Source organism: Umezawaea sp. NPDC059074 (genome assembly GCF_042738955.1).
Classification (GTDB): domain Bacteria; phylum Actinomycetota; class Actinomycetes; order Mycobacteriales; family Pseudonocardiaceae; genus Umezawaea.
The window spans coordinates 1-15,202 of the sequence record NZ_JBHYHC010000179.1 but is presented as its reverse complement, the minus strand read 5'-3'; the positions used below and the strand labels follow the sequence as shown (position 1 = coordinate 15,202).

Annotated in this window: 15 protein-coding genes; 6 read left to right on the top strand and 9 right to left on the bottom strand. The window is 71.0% G+C overall.

What is annotated here, in order from left to right; all coding sequences use genetic code 11:
- Positions 1-153: 153 nt before the first annotated feature.
- Complete coding sequence (gene hflX / locus ACFWW9_RS42230) at positions 154-1,608, bottom strand: GTPase HflX (RefSeq protein WP_390388625.1); 1,455 nt, start codon at positions 1,606-1,608, stop codon at positions 154-156.
- A 42-nt stretch (positions 1,609-1,650) separates the two neighbouring features.
- Complete coding sequence (locus ACFWW9_RS42225) at positions 1,651-2,139, bottom strand: ArsR/SmtB family transcription factor (protein WP_390388624.1); 489 nt, start codon at positions 2,137-2,139, stop codon at positions 1,651-1,653.
- 54 nt (positions 2,140-2,193) lie between these two features.
- Here ACFWW9_RS42225 and ACFWW9_RS42220 point away from each other — a divergent pair, with 54 nt between their 5' ends.
- Complete coding sequence (locus ACFWW9_RS42220; RefSeq protein WP_390388622.1) at positions 2,194-3,429, top strand: MFS transporter; 1,236 nt, start codon at positions 2,194-2,196, stop codon at positions 3,427-3,429.
- A complete protein-coding gene (locus ACFWW9_RS42215) occupies positions 3,422-4,297 on the top strand; it encodes an SMP-30/gluconolactonase/LRE family protein (RefSeq protein WP_390388620.1) in 876 nt (291 codons plus the stop codon). Before ACFWW9_RS42220 ends, ACFWW9_RS42215 begins: the two co-directional genes overlap by 8 nt.
- Here the strand turns inward: ACFWW9_RS42215 and dapF are convergent.
- Genes dapF through ACFWW9_RS42200 form a run of 3 tightly spaced genes read right to left on the bottom strand, consistent with a single transcriptional unit; the run spans position 4,294 to position 6,714 of the window.
- Complete coding sequence (dapF, locus tag ACFWW9_RS42210) at positions 4,294-5,097, bottom strand: diaminopimelate epimerase (RefSeq protein WP_390388618.1); 804 nt, start codon at positions 5,095-5,097, stop codon at positions 4,294-4,296. The two genes, ACFWW9_RS42215 and dapF, sit on opposite strands and share 4 nt — an antisense overlap.
- A 10-nt stretch (positions 5,098-5,107) precedes the next feature.
- The gene (gene miaA, locus ACFWW9_RS42205) at positions 5,108-6,010 is read right to left on the bottom strand and encodes a tRNA (adenosine(37)-N6)-dimethylallyltransferase MiaA (protein ID WP_390388616.1); all 903 of its coding nucleotides are present in this window, start codon (positions 6,008-6,010) and stop codon (positions 5,108-5,110) included.
- Positions 6,007-6,714 (bottom strand): hypothetical protein, encoded by a 708-nt coding sequence (locus ACFWW9_RS42200; protein WP_390388614.1) that lies wholly within the window; start codon positions 6,712-6,714, stop codon positions 6,007-6,009. The genes miaA and ACFWW9_RS42200 overlap by 4 nt, the downstream gene beginning before the upstream one ends.
- A gap of 183 nt (positions 6,715-6,897) precedes the next feature.
- On the opposite strand from ACFWW9_RS42200, the gene ACFWW9_RS42195 reads away from it, so the two are divergent.
- Complete coding sequence (locus ACFWW9_RS42195) at positions 6,898-8,232, top strand: DUF349 domain-containing protein (protein ID WP_390388612.1); 1,335 nt, start codon at positions 6,898-6,900, stop codon at positions 8,230-8,232.
- A 43-nt stretch (positions 8,233-8,275) separates the two neighbouring features.
- Here the strand turns inward: ACFWW9_RS42195 and ACFWW9_RS42190 are convergent, their stop codons facing one another.
- Entirely contained in the window at positions 8,276-8,776 is a 501-nt protein-coding gene (locus ACFWW9_RS42190; protein WP_390388610.1) for a hypothetical protein, read from the bottom strand.
- On the bottom strand, positions 8,761-10,227 hold the full coding sequence (gene miaB / locus ACFWW9_RS42185) for a tRNA (N6-isopentenyl adenosine(37)-C2)-methylthiotransferase MiaB (RefSeq protein ID WP_390388608.1): 1,467 nt from the start codon (positions 10,225-10,227) through the stop codon (positions 8,761-8,763). The genes ACFWW9_RS42190 and miaB overlap by 16 nt, the downstream gene beginning before the upstream one ends.
- 56 nt (positions 10,228-10,283) lie before the next feature.
- Between miaB and ACFWW9_RS42180 the strand changes: the two genes are divergently transcribed.
- Positions 10,284-11,234: a TAXI family TRAP transporter solute-binding subunit gene (locus ACFWW9_RS42180; protein ID WP_390388606.1), complete on the top strand. Its 951-nt coding sequence runs from the start codon at positions 10,284-10,286 to the stop codon at positions 11,232-11,234.
- Here ACFWW9_RS42180 and ACFWW9_RS42175 read toward each other — a convergent pair.
- Both ACFWW9_RS42175 and ACFWW9_RS42170 read right to left on the bottom strand, forming a co-directional pair.
- Positions 11,231-12,613, bottom strand: coding sequence for a sensor histidine kinase (locus ACFWW9_RS42175; protein ID WP_390388604.1), 1,383 nt, complete (start codon positions 12,611-12,613; stop codon positions 11,231-11,233). The genes ACFWW9_RS42180 and ACFWW9_RS42175 overlap by 4 nt on opposite strands.
- 1 nt (position 12,614) lies before the next feature.
- Entirely contained in the window at positions 12,615-13,298 is a 684-nt protein-coding gene (locus tag ACFWW9_RS42170) for a response regulator transcription factor (protein WP_390388602.1), read from the bottom strand.
- 161 nt (positions 13,299-13,459) lie between these two features.
- Between ACFWW9_RS42170 and ACFWW9_RS42165 the strand changes: the two genes are divergently transcribed.
- Both ACFWW9_RS42165 and ACFWW9_RS42160 read left to right on the top strand, forming a co-directional pair.
- Complete coding sequence (locus ACFWW9_RS42165) at positions 13,460-14,188, top strand: amino acid ABC transporter ATP-binding protein (protein WP_390388626.1); 729 nt, start codon at positions 13,460-13,462, stop codon at positions 14,186-14,188.
- A gap of 63 nt (positions 14,189-14,251) precedes the next feature.
- Positions 14,252-15,142, top strand: a complete 891-nt coding sequence (locus tag ACFWW9_RS42160; protein ID WP_390388600.1) for a glutamate ABC transporter substrate-binding protein — start codon at positions 14,252-14,254, stop codon at positions 15,140-15,142.
- The last annotated feature ends 60 nt before the right edge of the window (positions 15,143-15,202 follow it).

Sequence of the window (15,202 nt, the reverse complement as noted above, 5' to 3'; positions counted from 1 at the left end):
TATTTCAACCCCACTGATGTCGTGGGCGTCGTCTGTTGTTTATCCCAGCCCGGGGGGTTCGGGGGCCCGGGGCCCCCGCACCGGCGGGGTCCGCTCCGGCGCCCCCGGCCGAGACCAGCATCAAAACCGCTGTGAGAGCGAGGAGGCGCACGCTCAGGCGGGGCTTCCCACGGTGTACTGCTCCAGCAGGGCGGCGAGCGTCGGGTGGACCCGTGCGCTCAGTTCCGTGCCCTCCTCCGTGTGCTTCTCGGAGAGGACCTCGCCCTCGCGGTGGATGCGCGCCACGATCTCGCCGCGCGCGTACGGGACCAGCGCCTCCACGGTGACCTCCGGGCGCGGGATCAGCTTGGAGATCTGCTCGCGCAGCTCCGGGATGCCCTCGCCGGAGTGCGCCGAGACGAACGCCGCGCCGGGGAACAGGTGGCGCAGGCGGGCGAACGTCAGGTCGCCCAACGCGTCCGTCTTGTTCACCACGAGCAGCTCGGCGGGCATCCTGTCCGCGTCGCCGCGCTTGCCGTTGATCTCGGCGATGACCTCGCGGACCGCCTTGACCTGCTTCTCCGGCATGCCGTCCGAGCCGTCCACCACGTGCACGAGCAGGTCCGCCTCGGCGACCTCCTCCAGCGTGGAGCGGAACGCCTCGACGAGCTGGTGCGGCAGGTGGCGGACGAAACCGACCGTGTCGGTCAGCGTGTACGGCAGGCCCTCGGGGGTCTCGCTGCGCCTGGTCGTCGGGTCGAGGGTCGCGAACAGCGCGTTCTCCACCAGCACGCCCGCGCCGGTGAGGGCGTTGAGCAGGCTGGACTTGCCCGCGTTCGTGTAGCCGGCGATGGCGACGCTGGGCACGTCGCCCGCGTGGCGACGACCGCGCTTGGTCTCGCGGGTGGTGCCCATCGCGTCGATCTCGCGGCGGAGCTTCGCGATGCGGGCGCGGATGCGCCTGCGGTCGGTCTCGAGCTTCGTCTCACCGGGACCGCGCGTGCCGACGCCACCGCCGGAACCGCCCGCGCCACCACCCTGCCGGGACAGCGACTCACCCCACCCGCGCAGACGCGGCATCATGTACTGGAGCTGGGCCAGCTCGACCTGCGCCTTGCCCTCGCGGGAGCTGGCGTGCTGGGCGAAGATGTCCAGGATCAGCGCGGTCCGGTCGACCACCTTGACCTTGAGCTTCTCCTCCAGCTGCCGCAGCTGGCCGGGCGAGAGCTCGCCGTCGCAGATCACCGTGTCCGCGCCGGAGGAGATCACCACGTCGCGCAGCTCGTGGACCTTGCCCGAGCCGATGTAGGTGGCCGGGTCCGGCTTGTCACGGCGTTGCACGAGGGCGTCCAGGACCTCGGAGCCCGCGGTCTCGGCGAGCAGCTTCAGCTCGGCCATCGACGCGTCGGAGTCCTGCACCGTGCCCTCGGTCCACACGCCCACGAGCACCACCCGCTCCAAGCGGAGCTGCCGGTACTCGACCTCGGTGACGTCCTCGAGTTCGGTGGAGAGCCCGGCTACGCGCCGCAGTGCCGCGCGGTCGGCCAGTGCGAGGTCGCCCGTGGACAGGGTGTCGTCCTCGTCGGCCCAGTCGGTGGTGGTGTCGTCGTTCAGCGTGTTTTCCGTCATTTGCCCTTCATTGTCCCACGGAGCGCCCCCACGGCCGAGTGGTTAACCACCGGGGTACAAGGCCAGGTAGATGGCCGTGCTCGGTGTGTCGGGATCGACCGGTCGGGCGGCTAGCTCCTCCATCAACGAATACAGCCGGTGCTTTAGTTCCTCCGGGTCGATCTTGACGACCAGCCTGGTCTGCTCCAACCCGCTCGGCCCGACGTCCGCGACCTCGCCGAGGAACGCCTGGAGCATCGCCTCCCCGAGCCGTTCGTCCATCCCGACGTCGTCCAGCCGCCAGGACAGGCCGGTGGACCGGTACGGGATCTCCCGCGCGCCCCGGTTGCCCGACCGGGCGGGCTGGGCCTCCAGGAAGCCGGTGGCCACGAGCTTGCGCACGTGGTGCAGCGTCGTGGCGGGGTCCCGGTCCAGCCGTTCGGCGATCTCCTTGTTCGTCAGCTCCTCCAGGTGGGTGAGCCGGATGATCCGCAACCGCACGGCCGACGCCAGCGCGGCGGCTTCCTCCTGGGTGGCCTTTCGCCTCTGCACGTCCCCAGCATAAGTGATTGACTGTTTCCAATCACTTCGACGACACTCGTCCGCATGGCTCTCTGGACGCACCGGGACTTCCGGCTCCTCTGGGTTGGCGACACCGTCAGCCAGTTCGGCTCCTCGATCGGCCGCACCGTCCTCCCCCTGCTCGCCGCGACCACGCTGGCCGCGTCGCCGTGGGAGATGGGCGTGCTCAGCGCGGCGGGCACGGCCGCGTTCCTGCTGATCGGCCTGCCCGCGGGCGTGTGGGTCGACCGGGTGCGCCGACGGCCGCTGATGATCTCCACCGACCTGCTGCGCGCCGGACTGATGCTGTCCGTGCCGCTCGCCTGGTGGCTCGGCGTGCTGACGCTGGCGCAGCTCGTCGTGGTCGCACTATTGGTCGGCGTGTGCACGGTGTTCTTCGACGTCGCCTACCAGTCGTACCTGCCTTCGCTGATCGGCCGGGAGCACCTGGTCGAGGGCAACTCGAAGCTCCAGGCCAGCCAGTCGGTCGCCGACGTGTCGGGGCCCGCGCTGGCCGGTGGCGTGGCCCAGGCGATCGGCGCGGCGAACGGCGTCCTCGCCACCGGCATCGGCTACCTCGGCTCGGCGCTGTTCCTGTGGCGGATCAAGGGCGTCGAGCCCCCGCCGCGACCGCACGGGGGCAACTCGCTGCGCACCGACATCGCCGAGGGCCTGCGGTTCGTGATCGGCAACCGGTCGCTGCGGGCCATCGTGGGCTGCACCGGCACGTCGAACCTCTTCGCGGGCCTGGAGATGGCCGTGCTGATCCTGTTCCTGATCCGCGACATCGGCCTGTCCGAGGGCGTGGTCGGCGTGCTGCTCAGCGCGGGAGGCGTGGGCGGCGTGCTCGGCGCGGTCTCGGCGAACTGGTGGAACCGGCGACTGGGCCAGACGCGGGTGATCTGGCTGTCGATGCTGGTCACCCAGCCGTTCGGCCTGCTGCTGCCGCTGGTGGCGGACGGCTGGCGGGTCGGACTGGCCATGCTGGGCGTGGCGATCGCGGCCTGCGGGGCGACCGTCTACAACGTCAGCCAGGTCAGCTTCCGGCAGACGGTGTGCCCGGACCACCTGCTCGGCCGGATGAACGCCAGCATCCGGTTCCTGGTGTGGGGCACGATCCCGCTCGGCGGACTCGTCGGCGGCGTGCTGGGCGGCTGGGTCGGCCTGCGCACCACGCTCTGGATCGGCATGACGGGGCAAGTCCTCGCCGTTCTGTGGGTTCTGCTCTCGCCGCTGCGCACGACCCGTGACCGAGCGGCTACCGTCTCCGACCATGGCTGACACCACGGTTCTCCTCGACGGGCTCCACTTCGGCGAAGCGCCTCGGCACGGTCCGGACGGCAGGTTCTACTTCTCGGACTTCTACGAGAAGGCCGTCTTCACCGTGGACCTCGAGACCGGGGAGAAGCAGGTCGTCTGCTCGCTGCCCGGCCAGCCGTCGGGCCTCGGCTGGCTGCCGGACGGCAGGCTGCTCGTGGTGTCGATGCTGGACCGCACGGTCCGCAGGCTGGAGCCGAACGGGGTGCTCGCGCTGCACGCGGACCTCTTCGACATCGCCACGTTCCACGCCAACGACATGCTCGTCGACGCGCGCGGCCGCGCGTACGTGGGCAACTTCGGGTTCGACCTGCACAAGAAGATCAACGAGGACGGCATCGGGGCGCTGCTCGACCCGTCCTACGACCCGCAGGGCACGCCGCTGGCGCTGGTGGAGCCGGACGGCACGACCCGGATCGCCGCGGAGGACATGAAGTTCCCCAACGGCACGGTGCTGCTGCCCAACGGCACGCTGCTCGTGGCCGAGACGCTGGCGTACCGGCTGACCGCGTTCGACGTGGCCGAGGACGGCTCGCTGAGCAACCGGCGGGTGTGGGCGGACCTGCGCGAGCACGTCATCGCGCCGGACGGGATCTGCGTGGACGCCGAGGGCGGCGTCTGGGTGGCGACCGCGTTGCAGCCCGCCGTCGTGCGGATCGTCGAGGGCGGCACGATCACGGACCGCGTGGAGACGGGCCAGATCAGCTACGCCGTCGGCCTGTCTGGCACCACGCTGGTCGTCTGCACCGCGCCGACGTCCGACCCGGACGTGGTCGGCAAGCAGCACGTCGGCAGGTTGGAGACCGTGCAGGTGAAGGTCGGCGACCGCTAGAGCGAATCCCACCAGGCCCGGTCGAGCTCGCCGCGCGCGACGAGCACGGCCGGGCCGGTGAGGGTGCTGCGGCCTTCGCCGATCTCGACGGTGACCTGTCCACCGAGGACGTCCACAGTGGCCTGTCCGGTGGCGCGGCCCTCGCCGTGCAGCCAGGAGGCGACGGCGGCGACCGTTCCGGTGCCGCACGACCGGGTCTCCCCCACGCCGCGCTCGTGGACGCGCATCCTCAGAGCGCCGTCCCGCAGGACGTTGACGAACTCCAGGTTGACGCCGTTCGGGAACACCGCCGGGTCGAAGTGCGGCTGCTCGGTCAGGTCGAGGGTCTCGACGGGCACGTCGGTCACGCACGCCAGGTGCGGGTTGCCCACGTCGACGGCCACGCCCGCGAAGTCCGCGCCGGTGGTCTTGGTGGTGGAGGCCCCGGTGATCCGAGCCGGGCCCATCTCTATCGTCACGCCGCCGTCCGGGTGCACGACGACGGGCTTGTCGCCCGCGCGGGTGCCGACGACGAACTCGCCCTCGGGCATCAGGCCCGCGTCGACCAGGTAGTGCGCGAACACCCGCACGCCGTTGCCGCACATCTCCGCGATCGAGCCGTCGGCGTTGCGGTAGTCCATGAACCAGTCGCCCGACTCGGCCTTCACCACGCGCAGCACGCCGTCCGCGCCGAGGCCACGCTGCCGGTCGCACAGCGCCCGCACGCGCGCCTCGGTCAGGTCCAGCGCGCCGTCCGGGTCGGGCAGCAGCACGAAGTCGTTCTCGGTGCCGTGACCCTTGAGGAATTCCACTCCGCCCACGTCTACCAGACTAATGGGACAGTAGACGCAGCACTTCCCCGACCAGGTCGGGGCGGGCCGCGTCGAACCAGGTGATCCGCCGGTCGCGGCGGAACCACGAGCGCTGCCGCCGGACGAACCGGCGGGTGGCGCGCGCGGTCTCCTCGGCGGCGGCCTCCAGGTCGTGCTCGCCGTCGAACGCCGCGAGCACCTGCTGGTAGCCGAGCGCGCGCGCCGCCGTGCGACCGTCGCGCAGGCCCACGGCCTCCAGCTTCCGCACCTCGTCGACCAAACCGGCCTCGAACATCCGCTCCACGCGCAGGTCGACCCGCTCGTCCAGCTCGGCGACCTCGCGGTCGACCCCCACCAGCACCGTGCCGTAGAGCGCGGGGCCGGGCTTGGGCAGGTTCGCCGAGAACGGCTGCCCGGTCAGCTCGATGACCTCCAGCGCCCGCACGACGCGGCGGACGTTGCCGGGCAGGATCGCCAGGGCGGCGGCCGGGTCGAGCTCGGCCAGCCGGGCGTGCAGCGCGGGCCCGCCGACGACGGCCAGCTCCTCCTCCAGCCGGGCACGGACGGCCTCGTCCGTGCCGGGGAACTTGAGGTCGTCCAGCACGGCCTGCACGTACAGGCCGGAGCCGCCGACGAGGACCGGTCTCGTGCCCTTCGCCAGCAGCTCCTCGACGAGGGCGCGGGTGTGCCGCTGGTAGGCGGCGACGGAGGCGGTCTCGGTGACGTCCAGGACGTCGAGCAGGTGGTGCGGGACGCCCTGCCGCTCGGCCTCGGTGACCTTCGCCGTGCCGATGTCCATGCCCCGGTAGAGCTGCATCGCGTCGGCGTTGACCACCTCGCCGCCGAGCTCGAGCGCGAGGCGGACGGCGAGGTCGGACTTGCCGGTGGCGGTGGGGCCGACGACGGCGACGGGGACGGTCACGCCCCAGTTTCCCAGACGGCGACGTGGTACCCGACGCCGTAGGGCACCAGCAGCTCGGAGCGGACGCACCGCCACGGCCCGGTCGCCTCGGCGAGCCCGGCGAGCACCTGCCACGCGGCCCGCCCGTCCACGCCCAGCTCGACGGCGAGCGCCGGGTCCAGGTCGCGCAGCGCCTCCGGGTCGGCGGCCGCCAGTGCGGCGCGCACGCCGTCGTCGAACGGTCCGGCGCGGTCGTCCGGGCGGCCGATGGACGCCTCGCCGTGGCGGTGCGAGCCCGACCCGAGGACGAGGACCCCGACCTCCGGCTCCGCCGCGAACTCCTTCCCGAGTGCGAAGCAGTCGGCGGGCGCGAGATCCGGGTGGACCAATTCCACCCGAACGGTCATCGCTCCCGCGGCGGCCCGCAACCACCCGGCGACGAGCGCGGGCAGCGGCAGATCGGGGTCCGAAGTGGACTCGACGGCCGAAAGCGCCACCGGCACATCCACGCCGTAACCGCGGAACGTCCCGGAGATGTCCGGGCCGACCGTCCCGCGACCGGACGGATCACCCGCGATCGCCACCCAGTGGAGTGAGCTGTCCGCCAGCTCCCGAGCCGCCCCGACGCACGCCGAGCGCAACGCCGCGGTCTCCTCCACGGCGCCACCGACCAGCTCGGGCACCAGCAGAGGCGGGTTCGGCAGCACCGCCAGACGTCGGATCACACCTCGTGACGCTACCCATCTTCGACACCGCAGTACCGGGCCGAGCTCTGACCTGTTTGAATGCGCGCGGGGTACTGGAGACGATGAGACGGTCCAGGTACTCGGTGCTGGGCCCCGCCGGTGGCGGGGCGCCCGTGGTTGGCACGGGCACCACGAAGTGGGCAGGCGAGGAGGAAGCCGGCGATGACGGAGCACGAGACGACACCGGAGACCACTGGTGACAGTGGTGGATCGACAACGGTGATCGAGGGAACGAAGCAGGAGAGCGCCGCGGTGGCCGCTCCGCCGGTCCCCGTGGCGTCGGACCACCCTGACCGCTGGGGACGAGTGGACGCGGACGGCACCGTCTACGTCAAGACGGCCGACGGCGAGCGCGTCGTGGGGTCCTGGCAGGCGGGCGAGCCCGAGGAGGGCCTCGCGCACTTCGCGCGCCGGTTCGACGACCTGCGCACCGAGGTCGAGCTGCTCGTGGCGCGGCTGTCCTCCGGCGCGGGAGACCCGAAGCACGCGCTCACGAGCGCGAAGCACGTGCAGGAGACGCTGAAGGACGCCGCGGTCGTGGGCGACCTCGACGCGCTGGCCAAGCGCGTGGAGCACGTGCTGGCCAAGGCCGAGGAAGGCCTGGAGAAGGCCAAGACGGCCAAGGAGGCCGCGCGCACCCAGTCCGTGGCGCGCAAGCAGGAGCTGGTCGAAGAGGCCGAGACGCTGGCCAACGAGTCGACCCAGTGGAAGACCACGGGCGACCGGCTGCGGCAGATCCTCGACGAGTGGAAGACCATCCGCGGCGTCGACCGCAAGACCGACGAGCAGCTGTGGCGGCGGTTCTCCAAGGCGCGCGACGCGTTCAACCGCCGTCGCGGATCGCACTTCGCGGACCTCGACCGCCAGCGCGGCGTGGCGAAGAACCGCAAGCAGGAGCTGGTCGAGGAGGCCGAGAAGCTCGTCCAGTCCGACGACTGGGGCCCCACGGCCGGTCGGTACAAGGACCTCATGGTCGAGTGGAAGGCGGCGGGTCGGGCTCCCAAGGAGGCCGACGACGTGCTCTGGCAGCGCTTCCGCGCAGCGCAGGACGCGTTCTTCGCGCGCCGCTCCGAGGCGTTCAACGAGCGCGACGCGGAGTTCGGCACCAACGCCCAGCTGAAGGAAGCCCTGCTGGCCGAGGCCGAGGCCATCGACCCGTCCGGCGACTTGGAGGCCGCGCGCAACCAGCTCTACAAGATCCAGGAGCGGTGGGACGCGATCGGCAAGGTCCCGCGCGAGCGCGTGCGCGACCTCGAGGGCAAGCTGCGCGCGATCGAGGAGAAGGTCCGCGGCGCCGTCGACGCCCAGTGGCGTCGCTCCGACCCCGAGGCCGAGGCCCGCGTGGCCCAGTTCCGCGAGCGCGTGGAGCAGTTCGAGGCCCAGGCCGAGAAGGCCAGGTCCGCGGGCGACAAGCGCCGCGCCGAGCAGGCCGAGGCCCAGGCGAAGCAGTGGCGCGAGTGGCTGTCCGCCGCCGAGGCGGCCGTCGCCACCCGCTAGGTCAGGTGTGAAAGGGGGGTCTCTCCGCGGAGAGACCCCCCTTTCACATACCGGGTCGGGACGCCGCCAGCTTCAGCCACTTCACCAGCAGCACGAGCATCGCGAGGACGGCCACGATCAGCCCTGCTCCCGGTCCGGGGCCTGGCGTGTGGCTGGTGGTGGTCTGCTGCATCCAGATCGACAGCACGCCGCTCACCGACGCCACGAAGCAGCCGAGCGCGCAGAACCACACCAGCGCCCACCGGCGCAGCATCAGGCTCACCGCCGACAGCAGCACCCCGGCGATCACCGACGCGAACGCGAACACCTTCGGCAGCACGCCCACCTTCACCCCGTCGGGGATCTGGCCGAGCAGGATGTGCCAGCCGCGCGCCTCTCCCGCCCACGGCAGCAGGTGGGCCACGACCAGCGTGAACACCGCCACGGCGATCAGCAGCGCGCCCGCTCCGGGGTCGACGCGCTTGGCGGCCGACTTGCCCACCTGGTCGATCTCGTCGCGCAGCCGCGAGAGGTCGTCGGACTCACCGGTCACTGGACGCCGCACCCGGCCACCGCGGGCAGGGGCGCGGGAGCGCCGAACGACGGCAGCCCCAGCGTGATGCCGGGGGTCTTCGGCTTGAGGCCGGCCTCGGACATGTCGCCCGCCCTCGTGCGCCGGTGGCTGATCAGCGGCCCGTCCGCGACCACGTAGTGCGGCGCGCCGTAGGTCACCACGGTCTCCACCACGTCGCCGGGGCGGACGTGGGCGTCACCCGGTGTGAAGTGCACCAGACGGCCGTCACGGGCCCGCCCGCTGAGCCTCAGCGTCTCGGCGTCGCGCTTGCCCTCGCCGGTCGCGACCAGGACCTCGATCCGGCGACCGACCTGCTCCTGGTTCAGCTCCAGCGCCATGGCCTCCTGGAGCTCGATGAGCCGGTCGAACCGCTCCTGCACGACCTTCTTCGGCAGCTGGTCCGGCAGCGACGCGGCGGGCGTGCCGGGCCGCTTGGAGTACTGGAACGTGAACGCGTTGGTGAACCGCGACTGCCGGACGACGTCCAGGGTCGCCTGGAAGTCCTCCTCGGTCTCGCCGGGGAAGCCGACGATGATGTCGGTGGTGATGGCCGCGTCCGGCATCGCCTCGCGCACCTTGTCCAGGATCGCCAGGTACTTCGTCGAGCGGTACGAGCGGCGCATCTCCTTGAGGAGCCGGTCCGAGCCGGACTGCAACGGCATGTGCAGCGAGTGGCACACGTTCGGCGTCTCGGCCATCGCGGCGATCACGTCGTCGGTGAAGTCCTTCGGGTGCGGCGAGGTGAACCGCACGCGCTCCAGGCCCTCGATCGCGCCGGTCGCGCGCAGCAGCTTGCCGAACGCGAGCCGGTCGCCGAACTCGACGCCGTAGGAGTTGACGTTCTGCCCGAGCAGCGTCACCTCCAGCACGCCCTGGTCGACGAGGGCCTGCACCTCGGCGAGCACGTCGCCGGGGCGGCGGTCCTTCTCCTTGCCGCGCAGCGACGGGACGATGCAGAACGTGCACGTGTTGTTGCAGCCCACCGACACCGACACCCAGCCCGAGTAGGCCGAGTCGCGCTTGGCGGGCAGCGTCGACGGGAAGGTCTCCAGCGAGTCGAGCAGCTCGACCTGCGCCTCCTGGTTGTGCCGGGCGCGTTCGAGCAGCACCGGCAGCGACCCGAGGTTGTGGGTGCCGAACACGACGTCCACCCACGGCGCGCGGCGGACGATGTCCGCCTGGTCCTTCTGCGCCAGGCAGCCGCCGACGGCGATCTGCATGTCCGGGTTCGCGGTCTTGGCGGGCGCGAGGTGCCCGAGCGTGCCGTACAGCTTGTTGTCGGCGTTCTCGCGGACCGCGCAGGTGTTGAACACGACCACATCCGGCGCGACGTCCCCGGTGGCGGGCGCGTAGCCCGCGTCCTCCAGCAGGCCTGCGAGGCGCTCGGAGTCGTGCACGTTCATCTGGCACCCGAACGTGCGGATCTGGTAACTGCGGGTCACTGCGGCCATCCTTCCGTCGGGTTCAGGGTAGAGCGCGAACGTGACACGATGCGCAGGTGTCGGGAACAGGGCGGCGAGTACACGCCGCCGGGGCCGTGCTGGCCCTGGCGGCCATGGCGCTGAGCGCTTGCGGGAACGACCTGGCGTCGCTGAAGCTGACCATGGCGTCGGGCGTCGAGAAGGGCGTCTACAACCGGTTGAGCGCGGCGCTCGCCGACGCGTGGACCGAGCAGCTCGGCATCGAGCACCCGCAGGTCGCGGCCACCAAGGGGTCGATCGACAACCTGGAGCGGCTGCGCACGGGGCAGGCGAACGTCGGGTTCTCGCAGGCCGACGCCGCCGAGATGGCCGCGGTCGACGAGCCGGGCAAGCACAAGCTGTACGCGCTGGCCCGGATGCACGACGACTACCTCCAGGTGGTGGTCCGCGACGACCTGAAGGTCAACCGGCTCGTGGACCTCAAGGGCCTGCGGGTGTCGATCGGGTCGGAGACCTCGGGCGTGCGGCTGATCGCCGACCGGCTGCTCGAGTCGGCGGGCATCTCCCCCGACTCGGACCTGCGGGTCCAGCACCTCGACCTCAACGAGGCCAGCGACGCCATGCTCGCGGGCTCGCTGGACGCGTTCATCTGGTCCGGCGGCCTGCCGACGCTGCGCGTCACGCAGCTCGCCCAGTCGGTGAAGGTGAAGATGCTGGACCTGACCGACGTGCTCCCCGAACTGCGCAAGCGCTACCCCGTGTACGGCTCGGCGACGCTGCCCGCGTCGGCGTACAGCCTGCCGGGCAACGCCGTGACGACGTTGACCGTGCGCAACTTCCTGCTGGTCAACGACCAGATGAGCGACGAGGCCGCCGAGGCTCTGGCCCGCGGGCTCATCGACGCTCAGCCGCGGCTGGAGGCGGCGAGCCCCGCCGCCCGGTCCATCGAGATCCGCGCCGCCATCGAGACCACGCCGATCCCGCTGCACCCCGGAGCCCTGCGCTACTACCGCGACGCGAAGCTCTAGTCCACGGCGGGGATCGTCACGATCACGGTGAGGCCCTCGCCCTCGGGGCTCTCCAGGACGACCCGGCCGTCGACGCGTTCGACGACGCGCCGCACGATCGACAGGCCGAGCCCGGAGCCGGACACGTTCTGGTGGGCCTGGCCGCGCCAGAACCGGTCGGTGGCGCGCTCCAGCTCGTCGGGCTCCAGGCCGGGGCCCTGGTCGCGGACCGAGATCTGCACCCAGCCGTCGAGGCGGCGGACGTCGACGTGCACGAGGGTGTCCTCGCGGGTGAACTTGAACGCGTTGTCGAGCAGCGCGTCGAGGATCGCCGGGACGCCGCCGGGCGGGGCGAGCGCCGCGCCGCCGGGTTCGCCGTCGAGCACGAGGTGCACGTTCTTCGCGACGGCGGCGGGCTGCCACGCGGACAGCCGTCCGGCGATGTCGCGGTCCACGTCGACCACGACCGGGTCGACCGAGCTGGACTCGGTGCGCGCCATCGACAGCAGCTCGTCCAGGATGCGGTTGAGCCGGTCGGCCTCGTCGAGCGCGGCGACCTGGTGCACCTCCGCCTCCTCGTCGACGTGACCCTCCAAATTGGACAGTCGGAGTTTCAGCGCGGTCAACGGGTTGCGCAGCTGGTGCGACGCGTCCGCGACGAACGCGCGCTGCGCGGCCAGCGCGTCGCTCACGTTCGTCGCCATCTGGTCGAACGAGCGGCTCAACTGGCGCAGCTCCGGCGGACCGCTGTCGCTGCCGACGGGCGTCACCGGGCGGCCGGACACGACGGCGGCCAGCAGCCTGCCCGTCGCGTCGTCGAGCCGCTGGACCGGCCGCAGCGTCCACCGGACCAGCGGCAACGCCGCGAGCACGCCCAGCGCCAACGCCAGCGCGCTGCCCGTGAGCAGCACGCTCCACCAGATGAGCACGCGCCCGCGGGACTTCTGCGTCGGCGAGAACGTGACGACCGCGGCGCGCACCTCGCCGCCGATGAGCACCGGTTCGGCCAGCACCAGGTCCTCGTCGTCCCACGGCATCAGCACCGGCGGCGCGGACGGCAGCTTCCCCACCAGCGCGCCGGTGATCATCTCCGGCACGCCCGTACCGGACAGGTCCACGTCCTCGCGCGAGGTGGCCAGCACGTTGCGGTCGCGGTCCAGCAGCACGACGGCGATGCCGTAGACCTCCTCGTACCGCCGCAGCGACGGCTCCAGCAGCTTCGACTGGCCGTCGATCAGCGTCTGCTGGGCGACCGAGGCGAACCGGCTCGTGTCGGTCAGCCGGTCGAGGAACAGCTCCTGCTGCTCGGCGGCCGCGACCCCGCGACCCAACGGCAGGCCGAGGCCGAGGAGCACCAGCACGACGAGGGCCAGGACGATGCCGAGCAGCCGGGAGCGCACGTCAGCGGCCCGCGGCGGGGGTGCCGAGCCGGTAGCCGACGCCGCGCACCGTCTCCAGCAGGTCCGAGCGGCCGAGCTTCGTGCGCAGGGTGGCGACGTGGACGTCCAGCGTCCGGTTCGCGCCCGACCACGTGCGGCCCCAGATCTCGGCCAGGATCCGCTCGCGCGTGCATACCGCGCCGCCCGCGGCCACGACCAGCGCCAACACCTGGAACTCCTTGCGCGAGAGCGCCACGACCGACCCCGCCACCGTCACCTCGTGGCGCGCGAGGTCGACCATCACGTCCCCGATCGTGAACACCTCGGTGCCGGTGCCGCCGACGCCCACCGGGTCGCCGCGCCGCCTGCGCACCGCGTGCACGCGCGCCACCAGCTCGCCGACGTCGTACGGCTTGACCAGGTAGTCGTCCGCACCCGCGTGCAGACCGAGGATCCGGTCGTCGATCTCGCCCCGCGCGGACACCACGATGATGGCCACGTCGCTCGCCGCGCGGATGCTCCGGCACAGCGTCACACCGTCCACATCGGGCAGTCCGAGGTCCAGCAAGACCACATCCACCCCTAACAATCGGTCGAGAGTACCCCTACCTGTAGCTTGGCGATCAACGGTGAAACCGCGTCGCGTCAGCGCCGGGACCAGCGCTTCTGCAACGCGGTCGTCGTCCTCGACGAGCAGCACTCGCACTGTGGTCCCTTTCGGGTAGGGGTCGCCGACCTGTGACAGAGTTGAGACCCTAAGTCTTGCTCAATGTCGTGGACTGGTGTGGTGGCTGCACCTAGGTTTTGCCCAGCGCTGACAATTGCCAGTTGGAGGATCGGATGACTGCCCCCTCTCCCGCACCGCCGATGATCAAGATGGCGGGCGTGGACAAGTTCTTCGGCCCTCTGCACGTTCTGAAGAACGTCAACCTGGAGGTGCCGAAGGGCCAGGTGGTCGTCGTCCTGGGTCCGTCAGGCTCCGGCAAGTCGACGCTGTGCCGCACCATCAACCGCCTGGAGCCCATCAACTCGGGCACGATCGAGGTCGACGGGCAGCCCCTCCCCGCCGAAGGCAAGGAACTCGCCCGCCTGCGCGCCGACGTGGGCATGGTGTTCCAGTCCTTCAACCTGTTCGCGCACAAGAGCATCGTCGACAACGTGCTGCTCGCACCGATCAAGGTGCGCAAGGTTCCCTCGAACGAGGCCTTGGAGCACGCGACGGAACTGCTGGAGCGGGTCGGCATCGCGAACCAGGCCGAGAAGTACCCCGCCCAGCTGTCCGGTGGCCAGCAGCAGCGCGCCGCCATCGCGCGAGCGCTGGCCATGCGCCCGAAGGTCATGCTGTTCGACGAGCCCACCTCCGCGCTGGACCCGGAAATGGTCCAGGAGGTGCTGGACGTCATGACGACCTTGGCCAAGGAAGGCATGACCATGCTCGTGGTGACCCACGAGATGGGCTTCGCCCGCAAAGCCGCGGACCGCGTCATCTTCATGGCGGACGGCGAGATCGTCGAGGACTCGACGCCGACCGAGTTCTTCTCGGCGCCGAAGTCCAACCGCGCGAAGGACTTCCTCGGCAAGATCCTCACCCACTGAAGTCTCGGCATTTCGCGACGCCCGACAGGCGTCGCCTGATCCACACAGAGCAGGAGAAGGACGATGAGGGCTCGTACCCTTGCGGCGGTGCTGCTTGCCGGCGGCCTCGCGTTGACGGCATGCGGCAAGGAGGGCACTCCGGGGGACACCGGCGGTACCGCCCCCTCCCAGGCCGCGGCCACGGACGTGAAGATCGAAGGCTCGCCGACGTTCGACAAGATCAAGACGCGTGGCCGTGTCGTGATCGGCGTCAAGGAGGACCAGCCCGGTCTGGGCTTCAAGGACCCGACGACGAACAAGTACAGCGGCTTCGACATCGAGATCGCGAAGCTGATGGCCGCGAAGATCGGCTACTCCGAGGACAAGATCGACTACAAGGCGATCGCCTCCGCCGGTCGTGAGCAGGCGCTGATCAACGGCGACGTCGACTACTACGTCGGCACGTACACGATCAACGCCGGTCGCAAGGAGAAGATCTCCTTCGCGGGCCCGTACTACACCGCGGGTCAGGACCTCCTCGTGCGCACGGACGAGACGACGATCACCGGCAAGGACACCCTCAAGGGCAAGAAGGTCTGCTCGATCACCGGGTCCACGCCGATCAAGAAGGTCCGCGACGAGGGCCTGACCGAGCCGGAGAACATCACCGAGCTCCAGACGTACTCCCAGTGCGTCGCCAAGCTGGCCGACAAGTCGGTCGACGCCGTCACCACCGACGACGCGATCCTCAAGGGCTTCGCCGCGCAGGAGCCCGGCAAGTTCAAGGTCATCGGCAAGCCGTTCTCCCTGGAGCCCTACGGCATCGGCCTCGCGAAAGACGACACCGTGCTCCGCGGCAAGTTCTTCGACATCCTCGAGGCGGCGCTGAAGGACGGCACCTGGCAGACGATCTACGACAACACGCTGGGCAAGTCGGGTTCGGCCGCCACCAAGCCGATCATCGAGCGCTACTGACCCAGGTGGTGGGCGGGGGGCCCGCCCCCGGGGGGGGGACCCGCCCCCCCAAAAACCCCC